The organism is Mucilaginibacter ginsenosidivorans (assembly GCF_007971025.1).
In the GTDB taxonomy this organism is placed as follows: domain Bacteria; phylum Bacteroidota; class Bacteroidia; order Sphingobacteriales; family Sphingobacteriaceae; genus Mucilaginibacter; species Mucilaginibacter ginsenosidivorans.
This window is the reverse complement of record NZ_CP042436.1, coordinates 2,781,653-2,804,145: the sequence shown is the minus strand read 5'-3', so window position 1 is coordinate 2,804,145 and position 22,493 is coordinate 2,781,653. Positions and strand designations below refer to the sequence as shown.

Sequence of the window (22,493 nt, the reverse complement as noted above, 5' to 3'; positions counted from 1 at the left end):
TAAATTATCCTTATCGTTTCAGAGTGAAGTCGATTGTTCAGGATAATAGCTCAGGCGGTCGCCAGCAATCAGGTAAATAGTTCGAAACAATATCGTCGTTGGTTGCTGGAGTCAAATTATTAGTTAGTTCGCGTATCACCGCTTTAAAACTATGCACCGGTTTAGTTGCAGGCATCGACGTCCCGCAGGGGACAAAAGGATTGCAGAAATCGCGGTTGCAACTCCCGCCGCTATGATCTTTTCCCGGCGCTTCGTCCTCGTGCTTCGCCTTTTCCTTACAGCACATTTCATCTGAGCGGCAATTGGCAGGTTTATTCGCTGCCTTCACCCCCATATGGGCAAACGGCTGCCCCATGAGCAAACCGAAATACATGATCAATATGGACGCTGTGATCTTCACAACTCAAATGTAAGCAACCTTTATAAAAAACAACATGATCTGAATCATTATAACATTTTTTTACGAAATTTATATATAACCTTAAAAACTTATGCAAAGCACCCCACAATTATTTGATGCTATCCGTTCTATTTTAGGTCCGTTGAGCCAGCCACAAGTTGATACTGTAAACGCCATTCTTCAATCGTGCGAAAATCATAACGTGACTGACCACCGGCAAATTGCCTATATTATTGCGACTGGTATACACGAATGTGGATTGAAACCCATACCCGAATCCCTGGGTTCGCGGGAAGGGAGAAGATACAACAATCCCGACCCCATTACCGGGCAAACGTATTACGGGCGCGGCATAGTGCAATTAACCTGGAAAGACAATTATCAAACCTTTGCCAATCTTTTACATATCGACCTGGTTCATAACCCAGACCTGGCGTTGCAAATTCCCACAGCAGCCGAAATAGCTGTTATCGGCATGAAGGGCGGGATATTTACCGGGGTTGGCTTGTCAAAGTATTTTAATGATACGATTACAGATGCTATAAATTGCCGCAAAGTGATAAACCGTTTGGACCAGGCCAGCCTGATAGCAGGATATTACGGGAAAGTTTTTAACGCAACTGCCTGACTGATCAGGTTATTAATTCATTTACACGATTTTTTCTTTTTTTCCCGAATCAAGGCTGCGGTAAATAGCGTCAACCACCTTCATGTCCTTCAGCCCTTCTTCACCCGGAACGCGCGATTGCTTATTTTGACGCACGCATTCTGCAAAGTCGTCCATTTGCATAGCCTGGTGTATTACCTGCGGAATATGCATGGGCCCGGCGGGTGTATAGCCTTCCACGCTGCCATAGCCGTAAGCTGGCTCTAAACCGAACTTACCTTTTTCCGCCTCGACGTGCAAATAGCCCCAGTTATGATTATAACTTGATTTGCCAGTGGCAACAAAGCCGCCGGGGAACTCCAGCTCCCAATAAACAGTTTCATCTACTTCATTAAAAAATTCGGGTCGCGTTTTCTCTTGCCGCGCTTTTACCGCCACGGGCTCCTGCCCAAGCGTGTACCGAGATCCCTGTATGGAATAGATGCCCATATCCATAAGTCCGCCGCCGCCGGCCATAGCTTTTTTTAAACGCCAGGCGCTGTTGTCGGTGCCACCATATACAAAGCCGTTACCCGTATCTATTGCAGTCACCTTGCCATAAATTTGTTTTTGCCCCAGCCGCATGATCTCCATATTGTGCGGCTCGAAATGCAGCCGGTACCCGATAGATAATAAACGATTCGCCTTTTTGCAGGCCGCTATCATCTCTTCACATTCTTTCGCATTAAGCGCCATTGGCTTCTCGCAGATCACGTGTTTGCCCGCCTGTGCGGCACGTATAGTATATTCCTTGTGCATCGATACCGGCAGCACAACATAAATGATATCGATATCGGGGTTGTCCTTAATATTATCAAAAGTTTCGTAGTTGTAAATGTTCTTATCAGGGATGTTGTATTGCTTTTTCCAGGCCTCGGCTTTAGCCGGATGGCCCGTAACAATACCCGACAGGTAACAATTTTTGGTATGAAGCAACGCCGGACCAAGTTGTCCGTAACTGTAATAACCCAAACCAACCAGGGCGATGCCCAGTTTCTTGCCATCTTTCGGGGCAAAGGACATTAAAGTATCACTCAATGCAAGTGCGCCAACGCCTAATGAGCTTACACGGAGGAAATCGCGGCGGGAAAATGGATGATGTATATTCATAGTGAAGGATTTGATATAAAATTACTTTTTTCGCTGGAAACATTGCAATAACATTTTTGTGATAATGTTTTCTTAAGCATTGGAGAAATTCGGTAAATTGCTGACAGCTAAGCAGTCAAGATCACATGAAATTACGCAGCACTATTTTACCTTTGATTTTATTGGCCTTATTGCTCTTTTCGGCACAGCCTTCGGGTTACCATCTGGAGAAACAAGAAACTATTTCTTCGCAAACCTATTTTAAGGCGTACACCGTTAAGGCCGCCCTCTGCGTCCCGCTTATCGATAGTGCTTCGGACATTCCGGCATTAACAGGGTGGGGAAACTATAAATGGAAAATATCCAACGCCAGCGACAGCGCCCAGTTTTACTTTAACCAGGGCATCAACATGTATTATGGGTTTCACTCTATTGAGGCCATTGCATCATTTACCAAGGCCACGCACCTCGACCCCAACTGCGCTATGGCCTGGTACGGAAAAGCGTTAGCAGAAGGGCCAACCATTAACTATCCCAACGGCTACCGGCCGCCGTCGGACGCTTTGGAAGCCGCTATAAAAAGCAAAGAGCTTTCAACAAATTGTACTGCCGTTGAAAAAGACCTTATCAACGCTATACAACAGCGTTACAGCTCGGATACCACAATTGCAGTGATAGACTTGAGAAAAAAATACGCCGATGCCATGCAGGCAGTTTACGAAAAACATAACACCAATGCCGATGTAATAACCTTGTATGCAGATGCCTTGCTGCTGCTGCATCCCTGGGACCTTTACGCACACGACTTTACGCCAAAACCATGGACGCCAAAGATACGGACGCTTCTTGAACATGCCATTGCCCTTTCACCCAAAAACCCTGGCGCCAATCACTACTATATCCATACCATGGAAGCATCGGCAACGCCTCAACTGGCACTTAAAAGTGCGCATATGCTTGATACACTTATGCCAGGTGTATCACACGTTACACACATGCCATCGCATATCTACATACGAACAGGTTATTATAAGCAAGGCATAAAGAACAACGACCGTGCCGTGGCGGGGTATGATAATTACCTTAAGCAGTATGCGGCAGTACAAAACAATGCGCCCCTGTACGCGCTTCATAATATGCACATGGGCATTAATTGCGCCCAGATGGCCGGTAATTATAAAAAGGCTATATCCGGTGCTATTGAGTTGCAAAATGCAATACCGTCTGACTACCTGGCTTTAAAAAGTGCCGATGGCAATTATATTCAATACCTCTATATGCAACCCATCCTGACAAATCTTCGTTTCGGAAAGTGGGATAATATCCTAAAGTCGCAAGTAGCCGACAGTCTAACTTACTGCGGTGTTTTACAGCATTTTGCCAAAGGGATCGCTTACAGCCGCAAAGGCGATGTTGCATCGGCGCAACAAGAGCTGCGACTTTTGGAAAAACAAATACAGGATAAAGTGCTGGATAGCGCTTTGGACAATTTCAGCCCGTTCAGGGAGCCTGCAACTGTCGCCAAACTTATACTTGAAGGCGTTATCGCAGAAGAACAGAAACAATATGGCTTGGCTATCAATTACCTGCAACAGGCCGTAAAGGCGGAAGATCATATCATTTACGACGAGCCGCGCGACTGGGCCATACCAGCCCGCCAATATTTAGCGAATGTATTGGTCAAAGCGGGAAAGTATGAAGAGGCAACAGCCGTTCTTAAACACGACCTTGTGATCAACCCGAAAAATGGGTGGTCGCTAACGGGGTTAAAAGCTGCTTATACCCGCACCGGCAACGTTAAGGCCCTGGCAGGGGTTAACGCTCAATTGAAAGACGCATTCAGTATAAAAGATACTGAAATAAGCAATGTGGTGTTTTAACCGTCAGTTTTTTTGCTGTTCGATATCCTTCTTGTATTTTTTGATCGCACGTATAATAGATTGAACGATCTCTGCCTGCCCTTCTGATGAATTGAGATAAGCTTCGTCCTTGCTGTTATTGATAAACCCTGTCTCGACAAGCACAGCCGGCATAGCGCTTTGCTGCAGTACAAGTACTCCCTGCTCCTTTACACCATGACTGTGGCGACCGTCGACGCTTTTAAATTCATGGTTTACCAGGTCGGCAAAACGGATGCATTGCTTGCGGAATTTTTGCTGGTAGGCGCTTAACAAGATAGCATTTACAGCGCTGTTCGGGCCGTAACCCTTGTATTTCTTTTGGTAATCCTTTTCCAGGAATACCGAAGCATTCTCGCGTATGGCCTCCATTTGCTCGCCTTTGCGGTGATACCCGTAAACCAGCAATACCACTCCATTTTCGGCAGTTGCCTTTTCTGGGTTTGAATTGCAGTGTATAGAGATGAACAGGTTGCCTTTGTTTTCGCTGGCAATATCATCACGGCGGTGTAGTTCTACAAAATTATCCGTAGTACGCGTCATCACCACGTTAAGCGCAGGTATCTGTTCGGTTATGGCTGTGCGAAGTTTCTTTGCTATGGCAAGGGTTACATTCTTTTCCTTCGAATACCTGCCATGTGCCCCCGGATCCTTGCCACCATGCCCCGCATCTATGATCACCGTCCTAAACCTGAAAACCGGCGCCGAAGGTTTTTTTGCAACCGTCTTCCTGCGAGTGATTCTTTTAGTAGTAGTCTTTGAATGCGTAGCTTTTTTTTTGGTTTGCTGCGCGAATACCTTTTGGCTATTTGAAAGTACCGACAGCAGGATAACGAGGGGCAGTATTTTAATAAAAGTGAGATTTTTTTGAACCATAGGCTGCGGCAAAGTTAAGTTGAAAACAGCACCCCGCAATCGTTTTTTACAAAAAATTACGGCTAAATAATTCTCAGGAGGTAGAGGCAACTGTAGAAACTATCGGGGCGTAATTATATAAAATACGGTTAAGAATTACATGGCGAGCGTGATCGTGACAACAGTAATCACGGTAATGACGATGGCAGCAATCACAATTAATGATTGCATCAGCCTGATCATTTATACGTACCGGCCCGGGTTGGAAATATGTTTCCCTGTTTTTCGTATCTCCTCCCGGCCGGTTTTTTTATGTTCCGATAATACTAATCAAAACCTTACCGCCGGGCAGCTCCAGTCGTCCAAAATTTGCTATATTTTTTTCAGGGATATTATTTTCGCGCAGCAACGCTTCAAATTCGATTTCGTGCCCTGGTTCGACGGCCACCAGCAACCCACCGCTGGTTTGGGGATCGGCAAGTATGTGCTTTTGCCTGTCTGTTATTTCGCCTATCTTATTTCCATAGCTTGCCCAGTTACGATTGGTACCGCCGGGAATGCTACCCTGCTCCAGGTATTCACTAATACCATCGATCTTCGGCACTTTGTCAAAATTGATCGTAGCCTGCAAACCACTGCCTTCGCACATTTCAGCAAGGTGTCCCAACAATCCAAAACCAGTAACATCGGTCATAGCTTTTACATAGTCCAACTGCCCTATTTTCTCACCGATCTTATTCAATTGCACCATACTTTCAAAGGCTACCGAAGCATGTTCCGGCTTTAATATTCCTTTCTTTTGAGCGGTGGTTAGTATACCAACGCCAAGCGCTTTGGTAAGATACAAGCTGCAACCGGCTGTTGCAGTAGAATTCTGCTTCAGGTTTTTTATATCGACAATACCATTTACAGCTAATCCAAATACAGGTTCGGGGCAATCGATACTATGTCCGCCAGCCAATGCGATGCCTGCTTCGGCGCACACCGCGCGTGCACCCTCCAATACCTTTTGCGCGGTTTCGGGGGGCAGTTTATCAACCGGCCAGCCCAATATCGCGATAGCCAGCACGGGCTTGCCACCCATTGCGTAAACATCGCTTATGGCATTGGCCGCGGCAACCCTGCCAAAGCCGAACGCATCGTCAACTATCGGCATAAAAAAGTCGGTGGTAGATATCAGGGCCGTACCATTGCCCAGGTCGTACACGGCAGCATCGTCGCGTTTATCGTTGCCAACCAGTAAACGGGCGTCGGGTGCATATTGAACCGGACTGTGCAACATTTTATCAAGCACTGCCGGACTTATCTTACAGCCGCAGCCTGCGCCATGCGAATATTGTGTCAGTTTTATTTCTTCAGCGATCATTTTGATTTCTTTTACTGAGCGAGGGGCTTTAGTTTATGGATGTTGGCCAGGATATCACGGGCATTCTGCCGGGCATCATTATCCTTGCAATCCAGGGTGAAAATGCTTTCACCTGCACGTTTATTGAGCCCTGCACGATATGTTTTATCATAATAAACCAAAACTATCTTTATAAAGTCGGCCATGCGGCCTTCATTGATGGCCAGTATGGCGTTTTTGGTTTGTTCGGGCCCGAGGCGTTTCCATATACGCTGGGTACATTCTATTAAAAAGCCCTTGTCCAGACTGCCATATTCGTCAACCAGGAACCCCACACGATTTTGCATGGGCACTTTTATATCAACCATTTGCGCTACCCTCATCTGGTGCCACAGGCCGTTGGGGATAAATCTTTTGCCTATCGTGATGCTTTCATCTTCGAGCCATACAGACTTCGTCTTATCAATGCCGTTAAGCTGCCACGCCAGTTCATTTTCGAACTGTTCCTGCGTCGGTTGCACCAATTTGTTCATGGTACCATAGGACGAGCCCTGGTGCTGCGCCAGGTCTTCCAGGTCTATTACCTGCTCGCCTGCTTTTTTTAGCTCCCGCAGGATATGGGTTTTCCCCGAGCCTGTCATACCTCCTAAGATCAGGAGATCGTATTTTTCGCCAAACTTGTCCAGCGCCCAGCGCCGGTATTTTTTGTACCCGCCTTCGAGCAAATAAACATCAAAACCATATAAATTTAGCGCCCAGGCCATCGCGCCGCTCCGCATACCGCCGCGCCAGCAATGTACGCCTATCTTTTTTTCGGGCGCTATTTCCAGCGCCTGCTTTATAAACCCCGACCACTTAGCCCCCGTCAGGTCAAAACCCAGCAAAATTGCCTCCTCCCGCCCCTGTTGCTTATAGGTAGTGCCAACCTGTACCCGCTCTTCGTTGGTAAAAAGGGGAAGGTTGTGAGCGCCGGGTATATGCCCCTGTGCAAATTCAGCCGGTGTGCGCACATCGGCCACGGGTATATTAAGGTCAATAAAATCTTCTATCCGAAGGTTTTTGATCATCAGCAATCAGTGATATGTTATTGTTGCAAAAATAGTTTATTTGCCGTTGGATTTTCCATTTAACAATTAACCAGTGATGACTGAAGAATTTCAAATCCTACGGAATTTATTAAGAGGCAAATGGGAAGGTGAAGGGTTTGCGCAATATCCTACCATCGACAATACAAAGTACGCTGAGAAGCTTGTTTTTAGGCCGGATGAATTTAAAGACGCCATCTATTTTGATCAGAAGACGTTTTATAAAAATGATACCGAAAAAAACGGCCAAACTGTGTTTTGGGATACCGGGTTTATCGTACTAAAAGAAGGCCGGGTTCTCCTGGTCAGTTCACAAATTAGCGGCCGGCAGGAAACCTATGAGTTAGTCCGAAATCAACCCGGAACCTTCATATTCGAGAGTCTGCACATCGAGAACGACACGAAACAAACGCTGAGATCTCAACGGGTTTTTACCATAACCGACTCTACCTTAAGCTATGAATTGAACATGGCGGCGTGTGGCTGTAACTTTCAAAACCACCTGTCGGCGAACTTAAAACGAATCGCTTGACCTATTTCTGGGCCTTGGCCAGCATAAAATCCAATCCGCCTTTACCGGGTACCTGTTCGGCTTTTGAATTCACATCGAACACCATAACCTGGTAAGCGGTTGTATTGTACTTCGGCCATTGAGGCAGCCCTTTGCCATTCGGGTTACCGGTTTTTATAAAGTTTACCCAATAATCAGACATCATATCGGCCAGTTCATAATCGGCTTTTTCCAACGGGCGGTTTTTCAGGAATTTCAGGTCGTTCATGATGTACGGTACCTCCGCTGTGTGAAATGCGCCGAATTTTACATACTCAGCCGTGGCAGGTACCTTGCGGTTGAAATTATAAACATATACCGGCGAATCGGAGTACTGGCTTTGTATGTTGGCCCAGTTATAACCCGACAGGGCAAATATCTGGTTACGGCTGATCTCGACCTGCGAGCGTGCCGCCTGCTCGTCCGTTTCGGCCGGGAAATATTTCAGGAATTCCGCCGCGTCCGCCCCGTACTGCTGTTCCACCTGTTTTTTATAATCTTCCTTATTCTTAAAACCGGCTATGAACGATTCATCAGCGTTCCAGCCTGTTATCAAACTCACATGATTTTGTTTATTAGCGGCAAATATATCGGGTATGCTTTCCGGGAGCACGTAACCATCCACTATTGGCGAATACCGCCCCTGCACTTTTTTCATCACGTCCTCAGCAGGCATGGCACGCAGATCGGCCAATGACCTGGCCCCCGCTTTTTCGGCCGATTTTACACCCTGTTCTTCCGCTACCTGTAAGGTAGTGGCGGGTAATACCGGGTTTTTGATGGTTAGCGAGCCGCTTTCGGCAATGGCTTTTTTGAACAGGCCTTTTGCCTGTGGCGAAGCTACCAGCGCATTAACGCTCATCGATCCGGCCGACTGCCCGCAGATGGTCACATTACCCGGATCGCCGCCAAAGGCTGCTATATTTTTTTTTACCCATTTCAACGCGGCGATCTGGTCGAGCAAGCCATAATTGCCGGATGCTTTCTCCGGCGATTCTTTGGTTAACTCCGGGTGTACGAAAAACCCGAACACCCCAACGCGGTAATTGACAGACACAAATACAACCCCCTTTTTTGCCAATGCCTCGCCATTATAGATATCGCAGGCGCTGCCGCCACTGGTAAAACCGCCACCATAAATGTAAACAAACACCGCGCGTTTTTCCGTTTTGCTTTTAGCCCCGGTCCATACGTTAAGGTACAGGCAGTCTTCGCTTATCGGTTTTTCCGGTATCAAAAACTCAGCTGTGTACACCATGAAAGGCGTAGGTTTAGCCTGCATTGGGCTCGGCCCGAATGCATCGCATTTGCGTACACCTGCCCAGTGTTTTGCCGGCTGGGGGGCCTTCCAGCGCAGGTCGCCAACAGGCGGAGCCGCAAATGGAATGCCCTTAAAAGCAGTAATATCGCCCGTGCTGTTCTTTACGCCCGAAACCGTACCGGCATCAGTTTGTGCAACCGATAGCGACACCAGTCGCCCCGTTTTTACAACAAATGAATACAAAAATATCGGCGCGGCCAGCAGCACGGCGCAAAAGGCGAGCTTGATTTGCTTTTTCATAGGTTACCAGGAAATTTTAATGTGTCGGTTTGACGCAATGTAATATTTGTATTTCAATAAAGCAAAGATATCAGCAAGTATATATTCAAAAGATGAAAACCTTTTCTATTCTGAATAGTTGTACAAAAAGGCAACTTCTCGGATCATGGATTTAGACTCTCACATTGTTAACGAAGTTGAACGCACTCTTTGTCCCGCCCATCACCAACCACCTTTATTGAGCATTATTGATAACCGGATTCAAATTGAATGCTGCTGCCCCGATTTTAAGATCACTTGTTTTAAAAACGTGATCAGGATGTTGAATAACGATATCGAACACTTACACAAATTTGGGCGGCAAGAATATAGCTAACACCCATTTGCTATATCAAATGCTCACCTCAATCAACCTATAGTTCGCCCCGGCTTTGTAAAATAATTTACAGCGCAATAAAATGCAGATATGTATATTAGTGCTTGTTTACGCCAGAATAAAAAACTTTAAAATGTACCGGGTGAACCGATCTGACATGCGCATTCTTGTCCTGTTATTAACGCTTGCGCTTACGGCCTGCTCAGCAAGCAATTCGCCGGCGAGCATCGATAAAAATCAAAAAGCCATTGTTTCGGCCAACGGTGCGGAACTAAAAAAGGTGATGGTTACCGGCGACGGCAAAAGTGTAACTTTTCAAAGTACCGGCGATGCAGCCAAAAATTCGATCATTTATTTTAACCGTGTAAACCCGGGGTTCCTGGTATCAGAAGGTTTTGGGTTGAACCAGAATTATGTGTTAAAACTTTCGCCCGGCAAAAAGTATACGGTTTATATCTACACTAACCCAAAGGATGAAAAGGCCTATCCTATTTATTTTAAAACTGACTATAACGGGAACATCATTGACAAACCCGATGACGAATGATCTAAAAAAATAACCGGCTCATAAAGCCGGCTATCCCCTAATTAATTTAAATCTGTTTTCGATAGATGTAATAACATAACGCCAGATAACCGAAAAGGTTTTATTTAATTAATCAATAGTTAATGAGGGTTTGCAAAAATCGGATACAGCAAATAAAATCAGAAGAGTAAAAAAACTCTACTCCATATTTGAGTAAAGAATTTAATATGAAACAATACCCGATTCCCGCTGTTGATAAATTAGTTAAGCAGCCGGGTCACAATTACCTCCATTTGTTTAATAATTAAATGCAGTTATATTCAAAATATAATTGTATATTTAATAGTCTTATCTACCCTCCTACAGGATCTGAAGAGATCTTTTTACTGTTTATTTAATCCCATATCATGACCAAAGGTAGTTCTCCTCATCACATTATAGCCATTGGCGCATCCGCCGGTGGCATGGAAGAGATCAATACTTTTTTTGATCACACCCCTTTAGACGGCGTCGCGTACATCATTATCCAGCATTTATCATCCGATTTTAAAAGCCGGATGGCGGAATTGCTGGCAAGGCACAGTAAACTGGAAGTGCTGGAAGCTGAAGACGGCCTGATGGTAAAAACCAACCTGGTGTACCTGATCCCCAATGATAAATACATGACCATCCGCGACAACAGGCTGTACTTAACTAATAAACAAAAAGAAGATAACCATTTGCCGCACCTCACTATTAATCGTTTTTTTAATTCACTTGCTGCTAATAGCGGCCGTAAAGCCATTGGTATTGTCCTATCGGGCCTGGGTTCGGATGGAACCGAGGGGGTGAGGGCCATAAAAAAGGCCGGCGGGATGATCATTGCCCGTAACCCGGAGACATCGGAATTTGCCAGTATGCCTTCGCATGCTATTGCTACCGGCATGGTTGATTTTGTTCTGGAGCCGGAGCTGATGCCCAACGCCATAGAAGATTATATCAAATACGGTGCAGAACTGACTTATGACAACGAGGGTGACGATAAATATCTGAAAGAGATAATAGAACTGATAAAAGAAAAATCGCCGCTCGATTTTTCCGATTATAAGCCATCAACCATATTGAGAAGGACCAAGCGGCGGGCCGCCCAGCATAATTTTATGACACTGGGCAACTACCTGGAGTTTTTAAAGACCGCTCCCGATGAGGTGGATGCACTTACCAAAGATTTCCTGATAAGCGTTACCTCATTTTTCAGGGATAAGGAGGCTTTCGAATTTATTCAAAAAAGCGTATTACCCGATATCCTCCATAAGCTTGGCCCGGGCGAAGAGCTGAAAATGTGGGTAGCTGGCTGCGCTACCGGCGAAGAAGTTTATTCGTTAGCGATATTGATAGCCGAACAATTAAAAGGCAAATTGAAAGATACGGTTGTAAAAATATTTGCCACTGATATTGACAGTATTGCGTTGACACAGGCAGGTAAAGGTGTTTACCCTGCAACTATTGAAAAAGCCGTTTCAGTGCACAGGCTCGAGAAATATTTCCTAAAAGAAGCGAACAATTACCGGGTGAAACCCGAAATACGCAAGATGGTGATATTTGCCCAGCACGACCTGGTTAAAAATCCGCCCTATTGCAACATGCACCTCATCAGCTGCCGAAACCTGCTGATATACATGACGCCGATACTCCAAAAGAAAATATTTACCATGTTGCTTTTCGGCCTTAAGATGGACGGCTATTTGTTTTTAGGTTCGAGCGAAAATCCGATGCCTATTATAAAAAACCTGCAAGTGGTAAATAAAAAATGGAAGATATACAAGAACCTTGAAACAAAGCGTGTGGTACGCTTTGATGCATTTTCGATCCCTGAATTGTTCGATATTAAACGCGCCCCCGCCCTTGCCATATTGGAGGATAGCGCCAAAAGTGCAAGCAATACTTTAGCCGAGGCGATAAATGCGAGTTTGATTACGGAGCTTGAGCAATTGGTTGTTTGTGTAGACGAGTACAACCACGTGGTAAAAAGTTATGGGGATACCACAAAATACCTGCTGCAAAAGAACTTCAACCCGAACCTGGAAGAACTTTTGCCAAAAGCGCTTGCAGTGGCCTTCAATTTACTGCGAAACGAGGCTATGAAGACCAATAAAAAAGCTTCGGTAAGCGGTATAAATTTAAAACAGGGCCATGCCGTTATAAAGGTGAGCCTGTCGGTTACGCCGTTGATCACAAAAAAAGATACGCAGAAGATACTGATGGTTATTTTTAGCGATGACAAGCCAGATGATGCGGATGGGCAGGAGAATACGGTATTTGATGAAAAAATATACGTTGACCAGTACACCCGGAATTTAGAGGAGGAATTAAAGGACCTGAAAGATAAGCTGCATTCCACTTATGAGCAACTGGATGCATCAAACGAAAATATGCAGTCGTTCAACGAGGAGTTGATATCGGCAAATGAAGAGATGCAAAGTACCAATGAGGAAATGCAATCGGTGAACGAAGAATTGGATACCATTAATGCCGATTACCAGCTAAAAAACAAAGAGCTGCTTGAACTTAACGACGATCTGAACAACTATTTCAAAAGCAATATCAACGGTCAGCTGATCATTAACAACGAATTGCTGCTGATGAAGTTTTCGCCGGGTGCCGTTAAACAGGTGAACCTGCTGGAAACAGACATCGGCAGGCCGCTGAGCAATATTACCACCAATATAAAATTTGAATCGATAATAGAAGATATAAAGCAGGTGATCAGCAAGGCCAGTGTTATCACCAAAGAAATAGAAACCAACGACGGCAAATGGTACCAATTGATGACTATGCCTTATGTACAGCAGGCCGATAACAAAGTACACGGCGCCATAATTACCTTTAATGATATTACGCAGCTAAAGAAAACGCAACTGGAGCTTGATAAAAGAAATGAAGGCCTATTGCGCATTAATGAGGACCTTGATCATTTTGTAAAGGCGGCATCGCACGATCTGTTGGCGCCCCTGGGCAATATTGAGTTAAGCATCGACGTCATGAACCAGATACCGCTGGCCGAACCCCGCCTTCATGATTTTTTAACGATCATCAACACGTCCATTAAAAAATTCAGTTCGCTTATTAAGGATATAGGTACGATAGCTAATGTGGAAAATGACATGCTGGCTATGGAAATGGTAGACATGAACGACATTATCAATAACGTGGAATGGAGCCTTGAAGGGAAAATTGAATTATCAGGGGCAATCATAAAAAGGGATCTGCCGGTTAAACGCCTGCGCTTTTCGAGAAAGAATATGCGCAGCATAGTTTACAACCTGGTATCCAACGGCATTAAATTCAAGCGCGATGTAGCGCCCGTTATTGAGATCAGTACGAAAACGAGCGGCGACAATGTAATATTAACCATACAGGATAATGGAATGGGAATGTCAAAAAAAGAGCAGGACGATATCTTTAAGATGTATGGCCGGCTTCACCAGGATATTGAGGGGCACGGCATAGGTTTGCACCTTGCGAAAAAAATAGTAGATGCAGCAGGGGGCAATATTATTGTGGAAAGCGAGCCCGGTAAGGGAAGCAAATTTATGATATTTCTTAAGGCCGAAACGGAAGTATTGGCGTAACGATAACTATACTGTAAACCGAAAATTACTCTCAAACCAATTTTGTCTGAGTGTGATCCAAAAGCGCCTGATGTTGCCTCAAAAATGCCGAATGTTGACTCGATGTTGCTTGATGTTGACGTGAATTGATCCCTTGATGCTGTAAATCAGCTTTTCGATTTAAAAACTACTTTGAAAGTGCTGCCCTGGTTGGGTTCGCTGTCAACCATGATATGACCGCCCTGCGACTCGATCTGGGTTTTAGTAAGGAAAAGGCCCACGCCATGTGAGTTCTTCCCTTCGTGGAAGGTTTTGTACAGGCCGAACAGCTTTTTACCATGTATCTCCAGGTCGATGCCCAGGCCGTTGTCCTGGCATTCAAAAACTACGCAATCATTATGATCGGTATAGGTGCGCAAATTAATAACCGGCTGCACGTCAGGTTTACGGTATTTGATAGCGTTAGTTAGCAGGTTCATCACAATGCTTTCGAGGTATAACCGCGGGAACTGTACTTTTTCGGTCCACAGTTCACGATTTATTGTAGCGTTATTAGCTTTAAGGTCCGGTTCAAGCACGGCCACCACGCTGTCTATAATTTCCGAAAAGTTCAGGGTATCCGGCACGAGCTCCGTTTCCTGCACTTTTATTGCTTCTGCCAGGTCGTCGAGCGTTGCGCTTAGTCCCTGCGATACCTTCTCAATTTTTTGAAGCATATCTGCGTTATCCTCATCAAGCGTACTGTCATCCATCAGCGAAGTAAGCATGGCAATGTTATTGGCGTGGTTGCGGATGTTATGCGACAACAGGTGCGTAAAGTTTTTTAGCTGGAGGTTGTTCTGCGTTATCAGTTCTATAGAAGTGTTCAGGGCTATCTCATTGGTCTTATATTTTTCAATATCCATGAAAACGCCTCTCAGTTTGATGATCTCGCCTTTCGCGTCAAAAACAGGCTCGCCGTAAGAACGCACCCATATCACTTTACCTGTCCCAGTAAGCAACTGTAGTTCCAGGTCCCATATAATACCATGGCTCACTGTTTGCTCCACAGCTTTTTTCAGCATCTCGTCGTACGGCGGCAGAAAATAAGTGTAAGGATTGTCAAACGCAAGGTTATGGTTGTACGGCAGTTCATAAATATCATACACCGTTTTCGACCAAACATTTTCTTTTTTGGCAATATCAAATTCCCATCCGCCCATCCGGGCCAGGCGCCCTGCTTCCGATAGCAAATATTCGTTCAGTGCAAGTTTGTTCTCCAGCACTTTACGCTCGTTAATATCCATGTTACACCCGGCCATACGTACCGGCTTGCCATTTTCAAAAATGGCCTTGCCTGTACATTCAAAATACTTATAGCCATTATCCTTCGTACGCAAACGCACCTCAACACGATATGGCGCCCTGTCTTTCAGGTGAGCGTTCAGCGCTTTGGTTAAAGGCGCTTTATCCTCGGTATGCAACAGGTCGTAAAATGTTTCTATTTTGGCAGGTATCTCGCCGGGTATATAACCTAACAGGCCGTAAAAGTTCTCGGACCAGAAAACCTCGCCAGTTTCAAAATCCCAGTCCCATATTCCGGCGTTGGTGCCTTCAATGATCAACTTTAATATTTCGGCAGATTCTGTTAATTCCACAAGCAGGTAGATAGTATAAATTAATCAGGGGTATTTATTTCAGGCTTCTACGTAAAATGTTTAAAAAGGTTAATTTTAATTCGGCTCCATTTTCTATAACAATCGTATTCAAAGACAGTTTCACATCGCCTGATATTCTTAATTTATTAATGAGCGTATTTTGAATATTAAACAATTTGCTATGTTTGGATATGAAAACTTCCCAACTGGACAGATCGGCCTCGGTTACTTTAAAATACATGCTGCATTTTCTCAGCGTCGCGTTATTTTACGGTTTTATGTTGTATACAACGATCGAATTCTGGATGCCCTTTCTAATCCACAGATTTAGTAAAGTGTACTATGCCCCCGCCTCGTCGCCAATGAATAAGGTTTTCGTTATTATGCTCATTGCTTATTCCCTATTCTGTTATTTTGCGAACAACTTTGTACTCAACCTCTACCAGAAAGGAAAAACCGGGCAACTTATCGTTTCCATCGTATTGGACGCATTGATATTGCCCTTAAGCATGATCATCGTTATCGTGTATAACAACATTGCACCCAAAACCTCTATCCCGGTTATAGCAGACATCTATAATGTTTACCTGATAACCGCATTGCTGGTAATAAAGGTATTTATCGCGTCGAAAGTATTTTCAAAAAAAGCCGCACACAGGTAACAACATCCGTAGCCACGCAATCCATTTTAGTTCAAAATTTAACAAACTATTTGGAATTGATAAATTAATCGTAATATTGCGATGATTTATGGGCTTAACTAAAACGGAAATATTTACTGAAGAACAAAACCGGCTCGCGGCAATGCTTAAGGCATTGGCACACCCTGCCCGGATAGCTATTTTGCAGCAAATGATCAGGGCGAACGCCTGTATTTGCGGCGACCTGGTGGATGATCTGGGGCTGGCGCAGGCAACTATCTCCCAGCACCTGAAAGAACTGAAGAACGCAGGATTGATACAGGGTACAATTGAAGGCGTTAGCACCTGCTATTGTATTGAACCAAAAGCCTGGAAAATACTTCGGGATGAACTTGAACTATTTACGGGCTCGTACTGTGAGCCGGGCAAATGCTGTTAAAAAATTTTGAACCAATTAATCGCAATATTACAATGAATACAACAAGTAATGACCAAATTAAGTGGAGCGGTTTCAAGGAGATACTGCTTGCCAATCCCATGCTCGATCTTCAATTCCAATATGCGGATGATAAAAAAGTGGCAGCATCCTATCACATCACAGAAATAAAACAAGCACCTATAACATCGGTTGATTGCGGTGGGGTTATGAACGCATGGACCGAGATCATCGTTCAGCTATACGAGCCCAACGGCGGCAGCCAGTTACGGCCGATGAAGACCAGGAAGGCTTTGTCCATTATCGATGTGGTCGAAAAGAAACTTCCGCTAAACCCGGCGGGCACTGTGAAGATCGAATTCGGTAACGGTTCCTTTGATACACGACAGATGTACCCGCACCAATTTATTGTTAATGACGAAGAACTTGTTATTGACCTGCGGCCCGATACGGTACAGTGTAAAGCCATTGAACGTGGCGGAAGCTGTGGCGCGCCTTCGGAAAAAACTAAAGTAGAGCTTAAAAACCTTGCAACAACTGATGCCTGCTGTACACCCGGCGGCGGTTGCTGCTAATTTGGTACGAAGATGGAAATATCAGGAGCTATTGACTACCAGGCAGACGTGGAAGCGATACTTGCCGCTGAAAAATTGCCCGTAAGCGACCTTCCCGCATCACTTGACAATTTTCTTGTTGCAAAGCTTGATGACAGGATAGCAGGTACTGCCGGACTGGAGGTTTACGGCGAATACGGCCTGCTGCGCTCACTGGCCGTTGAGCCCGCATCGCGGGGTAACGGTATTGCCGGAGAATTATTAAAGGGTGTAGAAGAATTGGCGCAAGGCAAACGCGTAAAAACCTTGTACCTGCTGACTGAAACCGCCCCGGGTTATTTCAGCCGGAAAGGATATTTAACCATAGGCCGTGCCAATGTCCCCGCCGAAGTACAGCAATCGTCCGAATTTAGTTTTGTATGTCCTCAATCGGCCATTGTAATGATGAAAAATTTATCAGCCTGAAAAAAATGAAGAACATATTAGTACTGTGTACCGGCAACAGTTGCCGCAGCCAGTTAGCCGAAGGTTATTTACGATATTTCGCAGGCGATAAAGCCAAAGTATACAGCGCCGGCATCGAAACACACGGGGTTAATCCTAGGGCTATACAGGTTATGGCCGAAGATGGCATCGACATCTCGCATCATACATCGAACAATGTTGATGAATACATTGACATACCCTTCGACTACCTGATAACCGTCTGCGACAATGCGAATGAGAATTGCCCCTACTTTCCCGGCAAAATGGAACGTTTTCATCACAATTTTCCCGACCCGGCAAAAGCTCAGGGCACACCCGAAGAGATAATGAGCGAGTTCAGGCGGGTTAGGGACATGGTCAAAACATATTGTGAGGATTTTGTAAAAAAGCATTTAGCCGCCTGATGAAAAAATACCTGGCTGAATTTCTGGGTACCTATGCCCTCGTTTTCGCCGGCACCGGCGCCATAGTTATCGACCAGCAAACACACGGCAGCATAACTCACGCGGGCGTGGCCATTACCTTCGGCCTCATCGTGATGAGCATGATCTATACGTTCGGTGATATTTCCGGCGCACACCTGAATCCAGCCGTGAGCATTGCGTTTACGGTTGCCGGGAAATTTCCGGTTAGGGAATTAATACCTTTTATCCTGAGCCAGCTGTTGGGCGCACTTTTTGCAAGCCTGACGCTCAAATTGTTATTTCCATCCAACCAGTATTTGGGTAGCACTCTGCCGGCTGGCAGCGATATGCAATCATTCATTCTTGAATTCATACTTACTTTCTTCCTCATGCTGGTCGTCATTAATGTAGCTAAGGGCAGCAAGGAACAGGGGATGTTCGCGGGTCTTGCTATCGGCAGCGTGGTGGCCCTTGAGGCGATGTTCGCAGGCCCGGTTTGCGGCGCTTCCATGAACCCTGCAAGATCATTCGCACCGGCGATTGTTTCGGGCCATACGGCGCATTTGTGGATATACCTTGTGGCCACAGTATTTGGGGCAGTTTCAGCAATTCCCGTCTGGAAGCTGTTGAATTCGCCCGCACAACCTTAAAGACAGTATATTTGCAGCAGCATGAATTTCAAAAAGATCACCTGGTCACAAATATCTACCGTACTGATGGTGCTTTTCGTGGCGGTGTACCTGTACAGCGCGCGCATGAAAAGCTGGGTAATAATGGGCCTGATGATGATCGGGTTTTTCAAACCAGATATCCCTCAAATTAAGCCCGGCGAAAAAAACCAACCGGCACCGACCATGCTTGTGCAAAATCTCAGCGGCAAGTCTATCGATCTTCAGCAACAAAAGGGAAAAGTTGTGTTTGTTAATTTTTGGGCCACATGGTGCCCGCCCTGCCTGGCCGAACTGCCGTCCATCAATTCGCTTTATGAAAAAGTGAAAGCCGATACCAATATCGTTTTTGTGATGGTAGATGTAGACAACGACCTCGCAAATTCAACAAAATTCCTTAAAAATAAGAGATATCAATTACCGGTTTACGGGGGCGATGCAGCACATGTGCCCAATAGTCTTTTCGGTGAAGGTATACCTACAACTATTGTTGTAGATAAAAAGGGGGATGTGGTTTTCAGGCATCTTAACCGTGCCAAGTACGATGACGAAAAATTTGTGCAATATATAACCAACCTGGCCGCAGAACAATAGCATTGTTAATCATAATGCCCTTTTCGCTGGGAATCCTCGAAAAAATAAGACAGGTAAATTTTCTGTTCCGTACGTACTGAATAAATCGGTGGCCCCTGCTTCAGAAAGCGGTCGTCATAATATTCAAAATGTTCAAAGCCTATGCTCAGGTTCTTGTATACCCGAACATTGATCCGCGGCCTTAAGATCGCTATATAATTATTGCCTGCAGGCCCAACAAAGGTGTGAAGAATATAGTAGTAAAATGCAACCCCGGTATTAACATACTTACCAAAGTTAAGCGTCGTTTCAAATTTGGTTTCCAGGCCATCGTTGTAGGTATAGTCTCGTACCTCGCCGGTACCGGGGCCGTACCTGGTGCTATTGCCCGCTAACGGGATAGCTGAAACATGGAAATTGGTATAAAGGTCGAGCGTTTTGCTGATATTGTACCTAGTTATTACGCCCCCGCCGAAGCCGATTGCCCCCAATTCAAATGTCTTGTTATCCCAGTAATCGTAATACTGAAAAGCACCGTATAGTACCGATAACCTGTTCCATTTTACAGTATTGCCGAATAGAATTCCGTAACCGATAATATTATCCAATATTTTCCTGCCGGTGCCTATACTGAGTTCGGTACGGAACCTGAAGATATCGAAAGGCTTACGCCTTATCTCTTCGAAAGGGTTACCATAGTCAAATTGTACCGTTAAAAGCTGATTGGTAGGGCCACTGCCAAAAATGGTCTTATTGTCTACGTTTATCTGGTGTATACCCCCATAAATTGTGATATTAAGCGGTTCTTTCTGGTATACTTCAGTCAGGGTATGCCTGAAAGATTTACCTTGCAATAAACGATTCAACCCACGAACGGGGTTTATCAGGCCGGCAACCAATTCTCTGAAAAACCTTTCGCTCCCGCGTGTCCTGTCATCAAGAACGTTGGAACTAAGCCTGTAAAATATCTCCCCCAAAAATGCTCCGTTTACAGGCGTGTTAATAATATCGTTGTACGATGGCCGTGTATTTTCGCCGAGGTATTCCCACATTAAACTTCCGCCAACCGCATAAGGCACCGACTGCAGGTAACTATACCCCTGAGATCGGGCAGCATTGAAATACATCGATCCGGTATAAGGATGGCCAATAAAATTAATACCAAAGCGGTCCGAATCCCATTCCCAGCCTTTATTAATATTATAATTCCACGTGGATGGCCCAATGTGTGAAAAAGGTTCGTTAAAGATAAAACGGTCCATCGTCCAGGTAAACAGGTTAATGCCAACCACATTAACAGCCGGCTTCCACCAGGGATATTTTTGATTATACTTAATATCGTCGTTCAGCAAGTCGCCGTAGTGATTATGCGTGGTCGTATCTACCAGCGGGCTTTTTGCGGGTTGTCCTCCAGTCGAATCTGCAAGAACCTGCTTTTTTATCGCTTTCGATTCTTCTATCTGCTGTTTAGGCGTTCCCCTGCCGGGAACAATGGTATCGAGTTTGGCAGGTGTTTGGGCGAGCGAAACTGTTACGGTAAAAATCAATACGCATAGGCAAAGGATTTTCCTGCCACGCAAAAGAAAAAGGGCGGGCGATTTAAATATAAATACCAGCACCGCATAGAACATGCTTGTCATCAGTAGGGTCGTAATTGGTATACATTATAACTAATAAGTTACACAAGTGTTTGCCCCCATGGGTGTTGTTATGTTTACAGCCCCTATTCACTGTTTTCGTCTTTAACTCTTCCATTAAATTGCCTAATTTTAACCCATGTTAGAGTGTACACCTGCTTTATTAAAAACATTTGAGGCGCTTAAAGAAGTGCCCGACGAGCAATTACAATGGATCATCGACCACAGCATCTGCCGTGAAGTGCCGGATGGCGAATTGTTGTTCGAGCCGGGAATGCCTATAGATTGGACCAACTTCATCATAAGGGGCAAAGTGCGCTTATATTTTTATATGGGCGGCGTAAAGCGCGAGATAGGCGACTCAGTTGAAGGTGACATAACAGGTTATCTCCCCTATTCGCGGGGTAAAATAAGTTCGGGTTATGGTGTGGCAATAGGTAACCTGCAACTGATGTCGTTCCCGAAAAATAAAATGACGGAACTGATAAAAACGCAGTTCGAGTTGACACAGGCCCTTGTCCATGTGATGACGAACCGTGTGCGCGACTTTACGGCGTTGCAGCAGCAGAACGAAAAAATGATGGCTTTAGGCAAGCTTTCTGCCGGGTTGGCGCACGAATTGAACAATCCTGCATCGGCTATCGTGCGCGATTCGGAATCGCTGCTTAAGCATTTGCAGATGGAGCCAGAAACTTTCAAGTCGGTTATTGCGATACGTATGGAGCCGGAACATGTTGATGTAGTTACCAAAAAACTGTTCCGCGTGATGCAGGAGAACCGGGAGGTTAAACTTACGCTGCGCGAACGCACGGCCAAAGAACAAGAGCTGACCGACCTTTTTGACGAAATGGCCATCGAGAACAGCGAGGAAGTGGCTGAGAACTTTGTGGAGTTTGGTTTTGAGAACGAGGACATCGAATTATTCAGGAGCCATATCCCGTTTCAATACTTCTCCCCCATTTTTAATTGGATAAACACCCTGTTGGTTACCGAGAAGATGGTACAGGATATCAGGGAATCGTCCAAGCGTATTGCCGAACTGGTAGTTTCTGTCAAAACCTTTACCCACATGGATCGCGGACAGGATAAGCAATACGCCGATATTCATATTGGTATCCGCAATACGCTTACCATGCTGGGTTACCGGTTAAAAAAGCTAAATATCACCAAGATCAAAGATTTTGACGAAACATTGCCGCCGGTAAAAGCATTAATAGGAGAAATGAACCAGGTGTGGACAAACCTGATCGACAATGCAATAGATGCTATGGAAGGTGTCGAAAATCCGACGCTTACGATAAAAACGGAAAAGGATCGTGAGTTTGTGCAGGTAAGTATCATCGACAATGGCCCGGGCATACCCGATGATGTTCGGGCGCACATTTTCGAGCCTTTCTTTACAACCAAGGAAATGGGCAAGGGCACAGGAATGGGTCTGGAAATGGTGCACCGCATTGTAGTAGATCAGCATAACGGTTCCATTAAAGTAACATCCGAACCGGGGCGAACGGCTTTTGTTGTTTGCTTCCCGATAGACGGATAATTTTATTAGAAGTT

At 45.1% G+C, this 22,493-nt stretch carries 21 protein-coding genes; 13 read left to right on the top strand and 8 right to left on the bottom strand.

Annotated features, from left to right (window positions below):
* Window positions 1–37: 37 nt before the first annotated feature.
* Window positions 38–400: a hypothetical protein gene (locus FRZ54_RS12820; protein ID WP_147031997.1), complete on the bottom strand. Its 363-nt coding sequence runs from the start codon at window positions 398–400 to the stop codon at window positions 38–40.
* A gap of 91 nt (window positions 401–491) precedes the next feature.
* On the opposite strand from FRZ54_RS12820, the gene FRZ54_RS12815 reads away from it, so the two are divergent.
* Window positions 492–1,028, top strand: a complete 537-nt coding sequence (locus FRZ54_RS12815) for a glycoside hydrolase family 19 protein (protein WP_147031996.1) — start codon at window positions 492–494, stop codon at window positions 1,026–1,028.
* Between the two features lie 21 nt (window positions 1,029–1,049).
* On the opposite strand, the gene FRZ54_RS12810 is transcribed toward FRZ54_RS12815, so the two are convergent.
* Complete coding sequence (locus FRZ54_RS12810) at window positions 1,050–2,156, bottom strand: Gfo/Idh/MocA family protein (protein ID WP_147031995.1); 1,107 nt, start codon at window positions 2,154–2,156, stop codon at window positions 1,050–1,052.
* A 125-nt stretch (window positions 2,157–2,281) separates the two neighbouring features.
* Between FRZ54_RS12810 and FRZ54_RS12805 the strand changes: the two genes are divergently transcribed.
* The gene (locus FRZ54_RS12805) at window positions 2,282–4,015 is read left to right on the top strand and encodes a tetratricopeptide repeat protein (RefSeq protein ID WP_147031994.1); all 1,734 of its coding nucleotides are present in this window, start codon (window positions 2,282–2,284) and stop codon (window positions 4,013–4,015) included.
* A 3-nt stretch (window positions 4,016–4,018) separates the two neighbouring features.
* Here the strand turns inward: FRZ54_RS12805 and FRZ54_RS12800 are convergent, their stop codons facing one another.
* The 3 genes from FRZ54_RS12800 to mnmH all read right to left on the bottom strand — a co-directional run bounded on the left by FRZ54_RS12800 (window position 4,019) and on the right by mnmH (window position 7,300).
* Entirely contained in the window at window positions 4,019–4,909 is an 891-nt protein-coding gene (locus tag FRZ54_RS12800) for an N-acetylmuramoyl-L-alanine amidase family protein (protein ID WP_147031993.1), read from the bottom strand.
* 289 nt (window positions 4,910–5,198) lie between these two features.
* On the bottom strand, window positions 5,199–6,251 hold the full coding sequence (gene selD / locus FRZ54_RS12795) for a selenide, water dikinase SelD (protein WP_262712294.1): 1,053 nt from the start codon (window positions 6,249–6,251) through the stop codon (window positions 5,199–5,201).
* Window positions 6,252–6,265: 14 nt separating this feature from the next.
* Entirely contained in the window at window positions 6,266–7,300 is a 1,035-nt protein-coding gene (gene mnmH / locus FRZ54_RS12790; RefSeq protein ID WP_147031991.1) for a tRNA 2-selenouridine(34) synthase MnmH, read from the bottom strand.
* 76 nt (window positions 7,301–7,376) lie between these two features.
* Here mnmH and FRZ54_RS12785 point away from each other — a divergent pair, with 76 nt between their 5' ends.
* On the top strand, window positions 7,377–7,850 hold the full coding sequence (locus FRZ54_RS12785) for an FABP family protein (RefSeq protein WP_147031990.1): 474 nt from the start codon (window positions 7,377–7,379) through the stop codon (window positions 7,848–7,850).
* Window position 7,851: 1 nt separating this feature from the next.
* On the opposite strand, the gene FRZ54_RS12780 is transcribed toward FRZ54_RS12785, so the two are convergent.
* Window positions 7,852–9,429, bottom strand: a complete 1,578-nt coding sequence (locus FRZ54_RS12780; RefSeq protein ID WP_147031989.1) for a carboxylesterase/lipase family protein — start codon at window positions 9,427–9,429, stop codon at window positions 7,852–7,854.
* A gap of 512 nt (window positions 9,430–9,941) precedes the next feature.
* On the opposite strand from FRZ54_RS12780, the gene FRZ54_RS12775 reads away from it, so the two are divergent.
* Both FRZ54_RS12775 and FRZ54_RS12770 read left to right on the top strand, forming a co-directional pair.
* Window positions 9,942–10,331, top strand: coding sequence for a hypothetical protein (locus tag FRZ54_RS12775; RefSeq protein WP_147031988.1), 390 nt, complete (start codon window positions 9,942–9,944; stop codon window positions 10,329–10,331).
* Window positions 10,332–10,717: 386 nt separating this feature from the next.
* A complete protein-coding gene (locus tag FRZ54_RS12770) occupies window positions 10,718–13,921 on the top strand; it encodes a chemotaxis protein CheB (protein ID WP_147031987.1) in 3,204 nt (1,067 codons plus the stop codon).
* A gap of 146 nt (window positions 13,922–14,067) precedes the next feature.
* On the opposite strand, the gene FRZ54_RS12765 is transcribed toward FRZ54_RS12770, so the two are convergent.
* Complete coding sequence (locus FRZ54_RS12765) at window positions 14,068–15,537, bottom strand: sensor histidine kinase (protein WP_147031986.1); 1,470 nt, start codon at window positions 15,535–15,537, stop codon at window positions 14,068–14,070.
* A gap of 191 nt (window positions 15,538–15,728) precedes the next feature.
* Between FRZ54_RS12765 and FRZ54_RS12760 the strand changes: the two genes are divergently transcribed.
* From FRZ54_RS12760 to FRZ54_RS12730, 7 genes are all read left to right on the top strand, one after another.
* Window positions 15,729–16,199 (top strand): hypothetical protein, encoded by a 471-nt coding sequence (locus tag FRZ54_RS12760; protein ID WP_147031985.1) that lies wholly within the window; start codon window positions 15,729–15,731, stop codon window positions 16,197–16,199.
* Between the two features lie 88 nt (window positions 16,200–16,287).
* Window positions 16,288–16,617, top strand: coding sequence for an ArsR/SmtB family transcription factor (locus FRZ54_RS12755; RefSeq protein ID WP_147031984.1), 330 nt, complete (start codon window positions 16,288–16,290; stop codon window positions 16,615–16,617).
* A gap of 32 nt (window positions 16,618–16,649) precedes the next feature.
* Window positions 16,650–17,189, top strand: coding sequence for a DUF6428 family protein (locus FRZ54_RS12750; protein WP_147031983.1), 540 nt, complete (start codon window positions 16,650–16,652; stop codon window positions 17,187–17,189).
* Between the two features lie 12 nt (window positions 17,190–17,201).
* The gene (arsN2, locus tag FRZ54_RS12745) at window positions 17,202–17,633 is read left to right on the top strand and encodes an arsenic resistance N-acetyltransferase ArsN2 (protein ID WP_147031982.1); all 432 of its coding nucleotides are present in this window, start codon (window positions 17,202–17,204) and stop codon (window positions 17,631–17,633) included.
* Window positions 17,634–17,638: 5 nt separating this feature from the next.
* Window positions 17,639–18,058 carry an arsenate reductase ArsC gene (locus FRZ54_RS12740; RefSeq protein WP_147031981.1) on the top strand — a complete coding sequence of 140 codons (420 nt, stop codon included), beginning with the start codon at window positions 17,639–17,641 and terminating at the stop codon, window positions 18,056–18,058.
* Window positions 18,058–18,708 carry an aquaporin gene (locus FRZ54_RS12735; RefSeq protein WP_147031980.1) on the top strand — a complete coding sequence of 217 codons (651 nt, stop codon included), beginning with the start codon at window positions 18,058–18,060 and terminating at the stop codon, window positions 18,706–18,708. Before FRZ54_RS12740 ends, FRZ54_RS12735 begins: the two co-directional genes overlap by 1 nt.
* Window positions 18,709–18,729: 21 nt before the next feature.
* Window positions 18,730–19,320, top strand: a complete 591-nt coding sequence (locus tag FRZ54_RS12730) for a TlpA family protein disulfide reductase (protein ID WP_147031979.1) — start codon at window positions 18,730–18,732, stop codon at window positions 19,318–19,320.
* Between the two features lie 5 nt (window positions 19,321–19,325).
* Here FRZ54_RS12730 and FRZ54_RS12725 read toward each other — a convergent pair whose 3' ends face one another.
* The gene (locus FRZ54_RS12725) at window positions 19,326–20,939 is read right to left on the bottom strand and encodes a DUF3943 domain-containing protein (RefSeq protein ID WP_147031978.1); all 1,614 of its coding nucleotides are present in this window, start codon (window positions 20,937–20,939) and stop codon (window positions 19,326–19,328) included.
* 136 nt (window positions 20,940–21,075) lie between these two features.
* On the opposite strand from FRZ54_RS12725, the gene FRZ54_RS12720 reads away from it, so the two are divergent.
* Entirely contained in the window at window positions 21,076–22,479 is a 1,404-nt protein-coding gene (locus FRZ54_RS12720) for an ATP-binding protein (protein ID WP_147031977.1), read from the top strand.
* Window positions 22,480–22,493 lie beyond the last annotated feature (14 nt).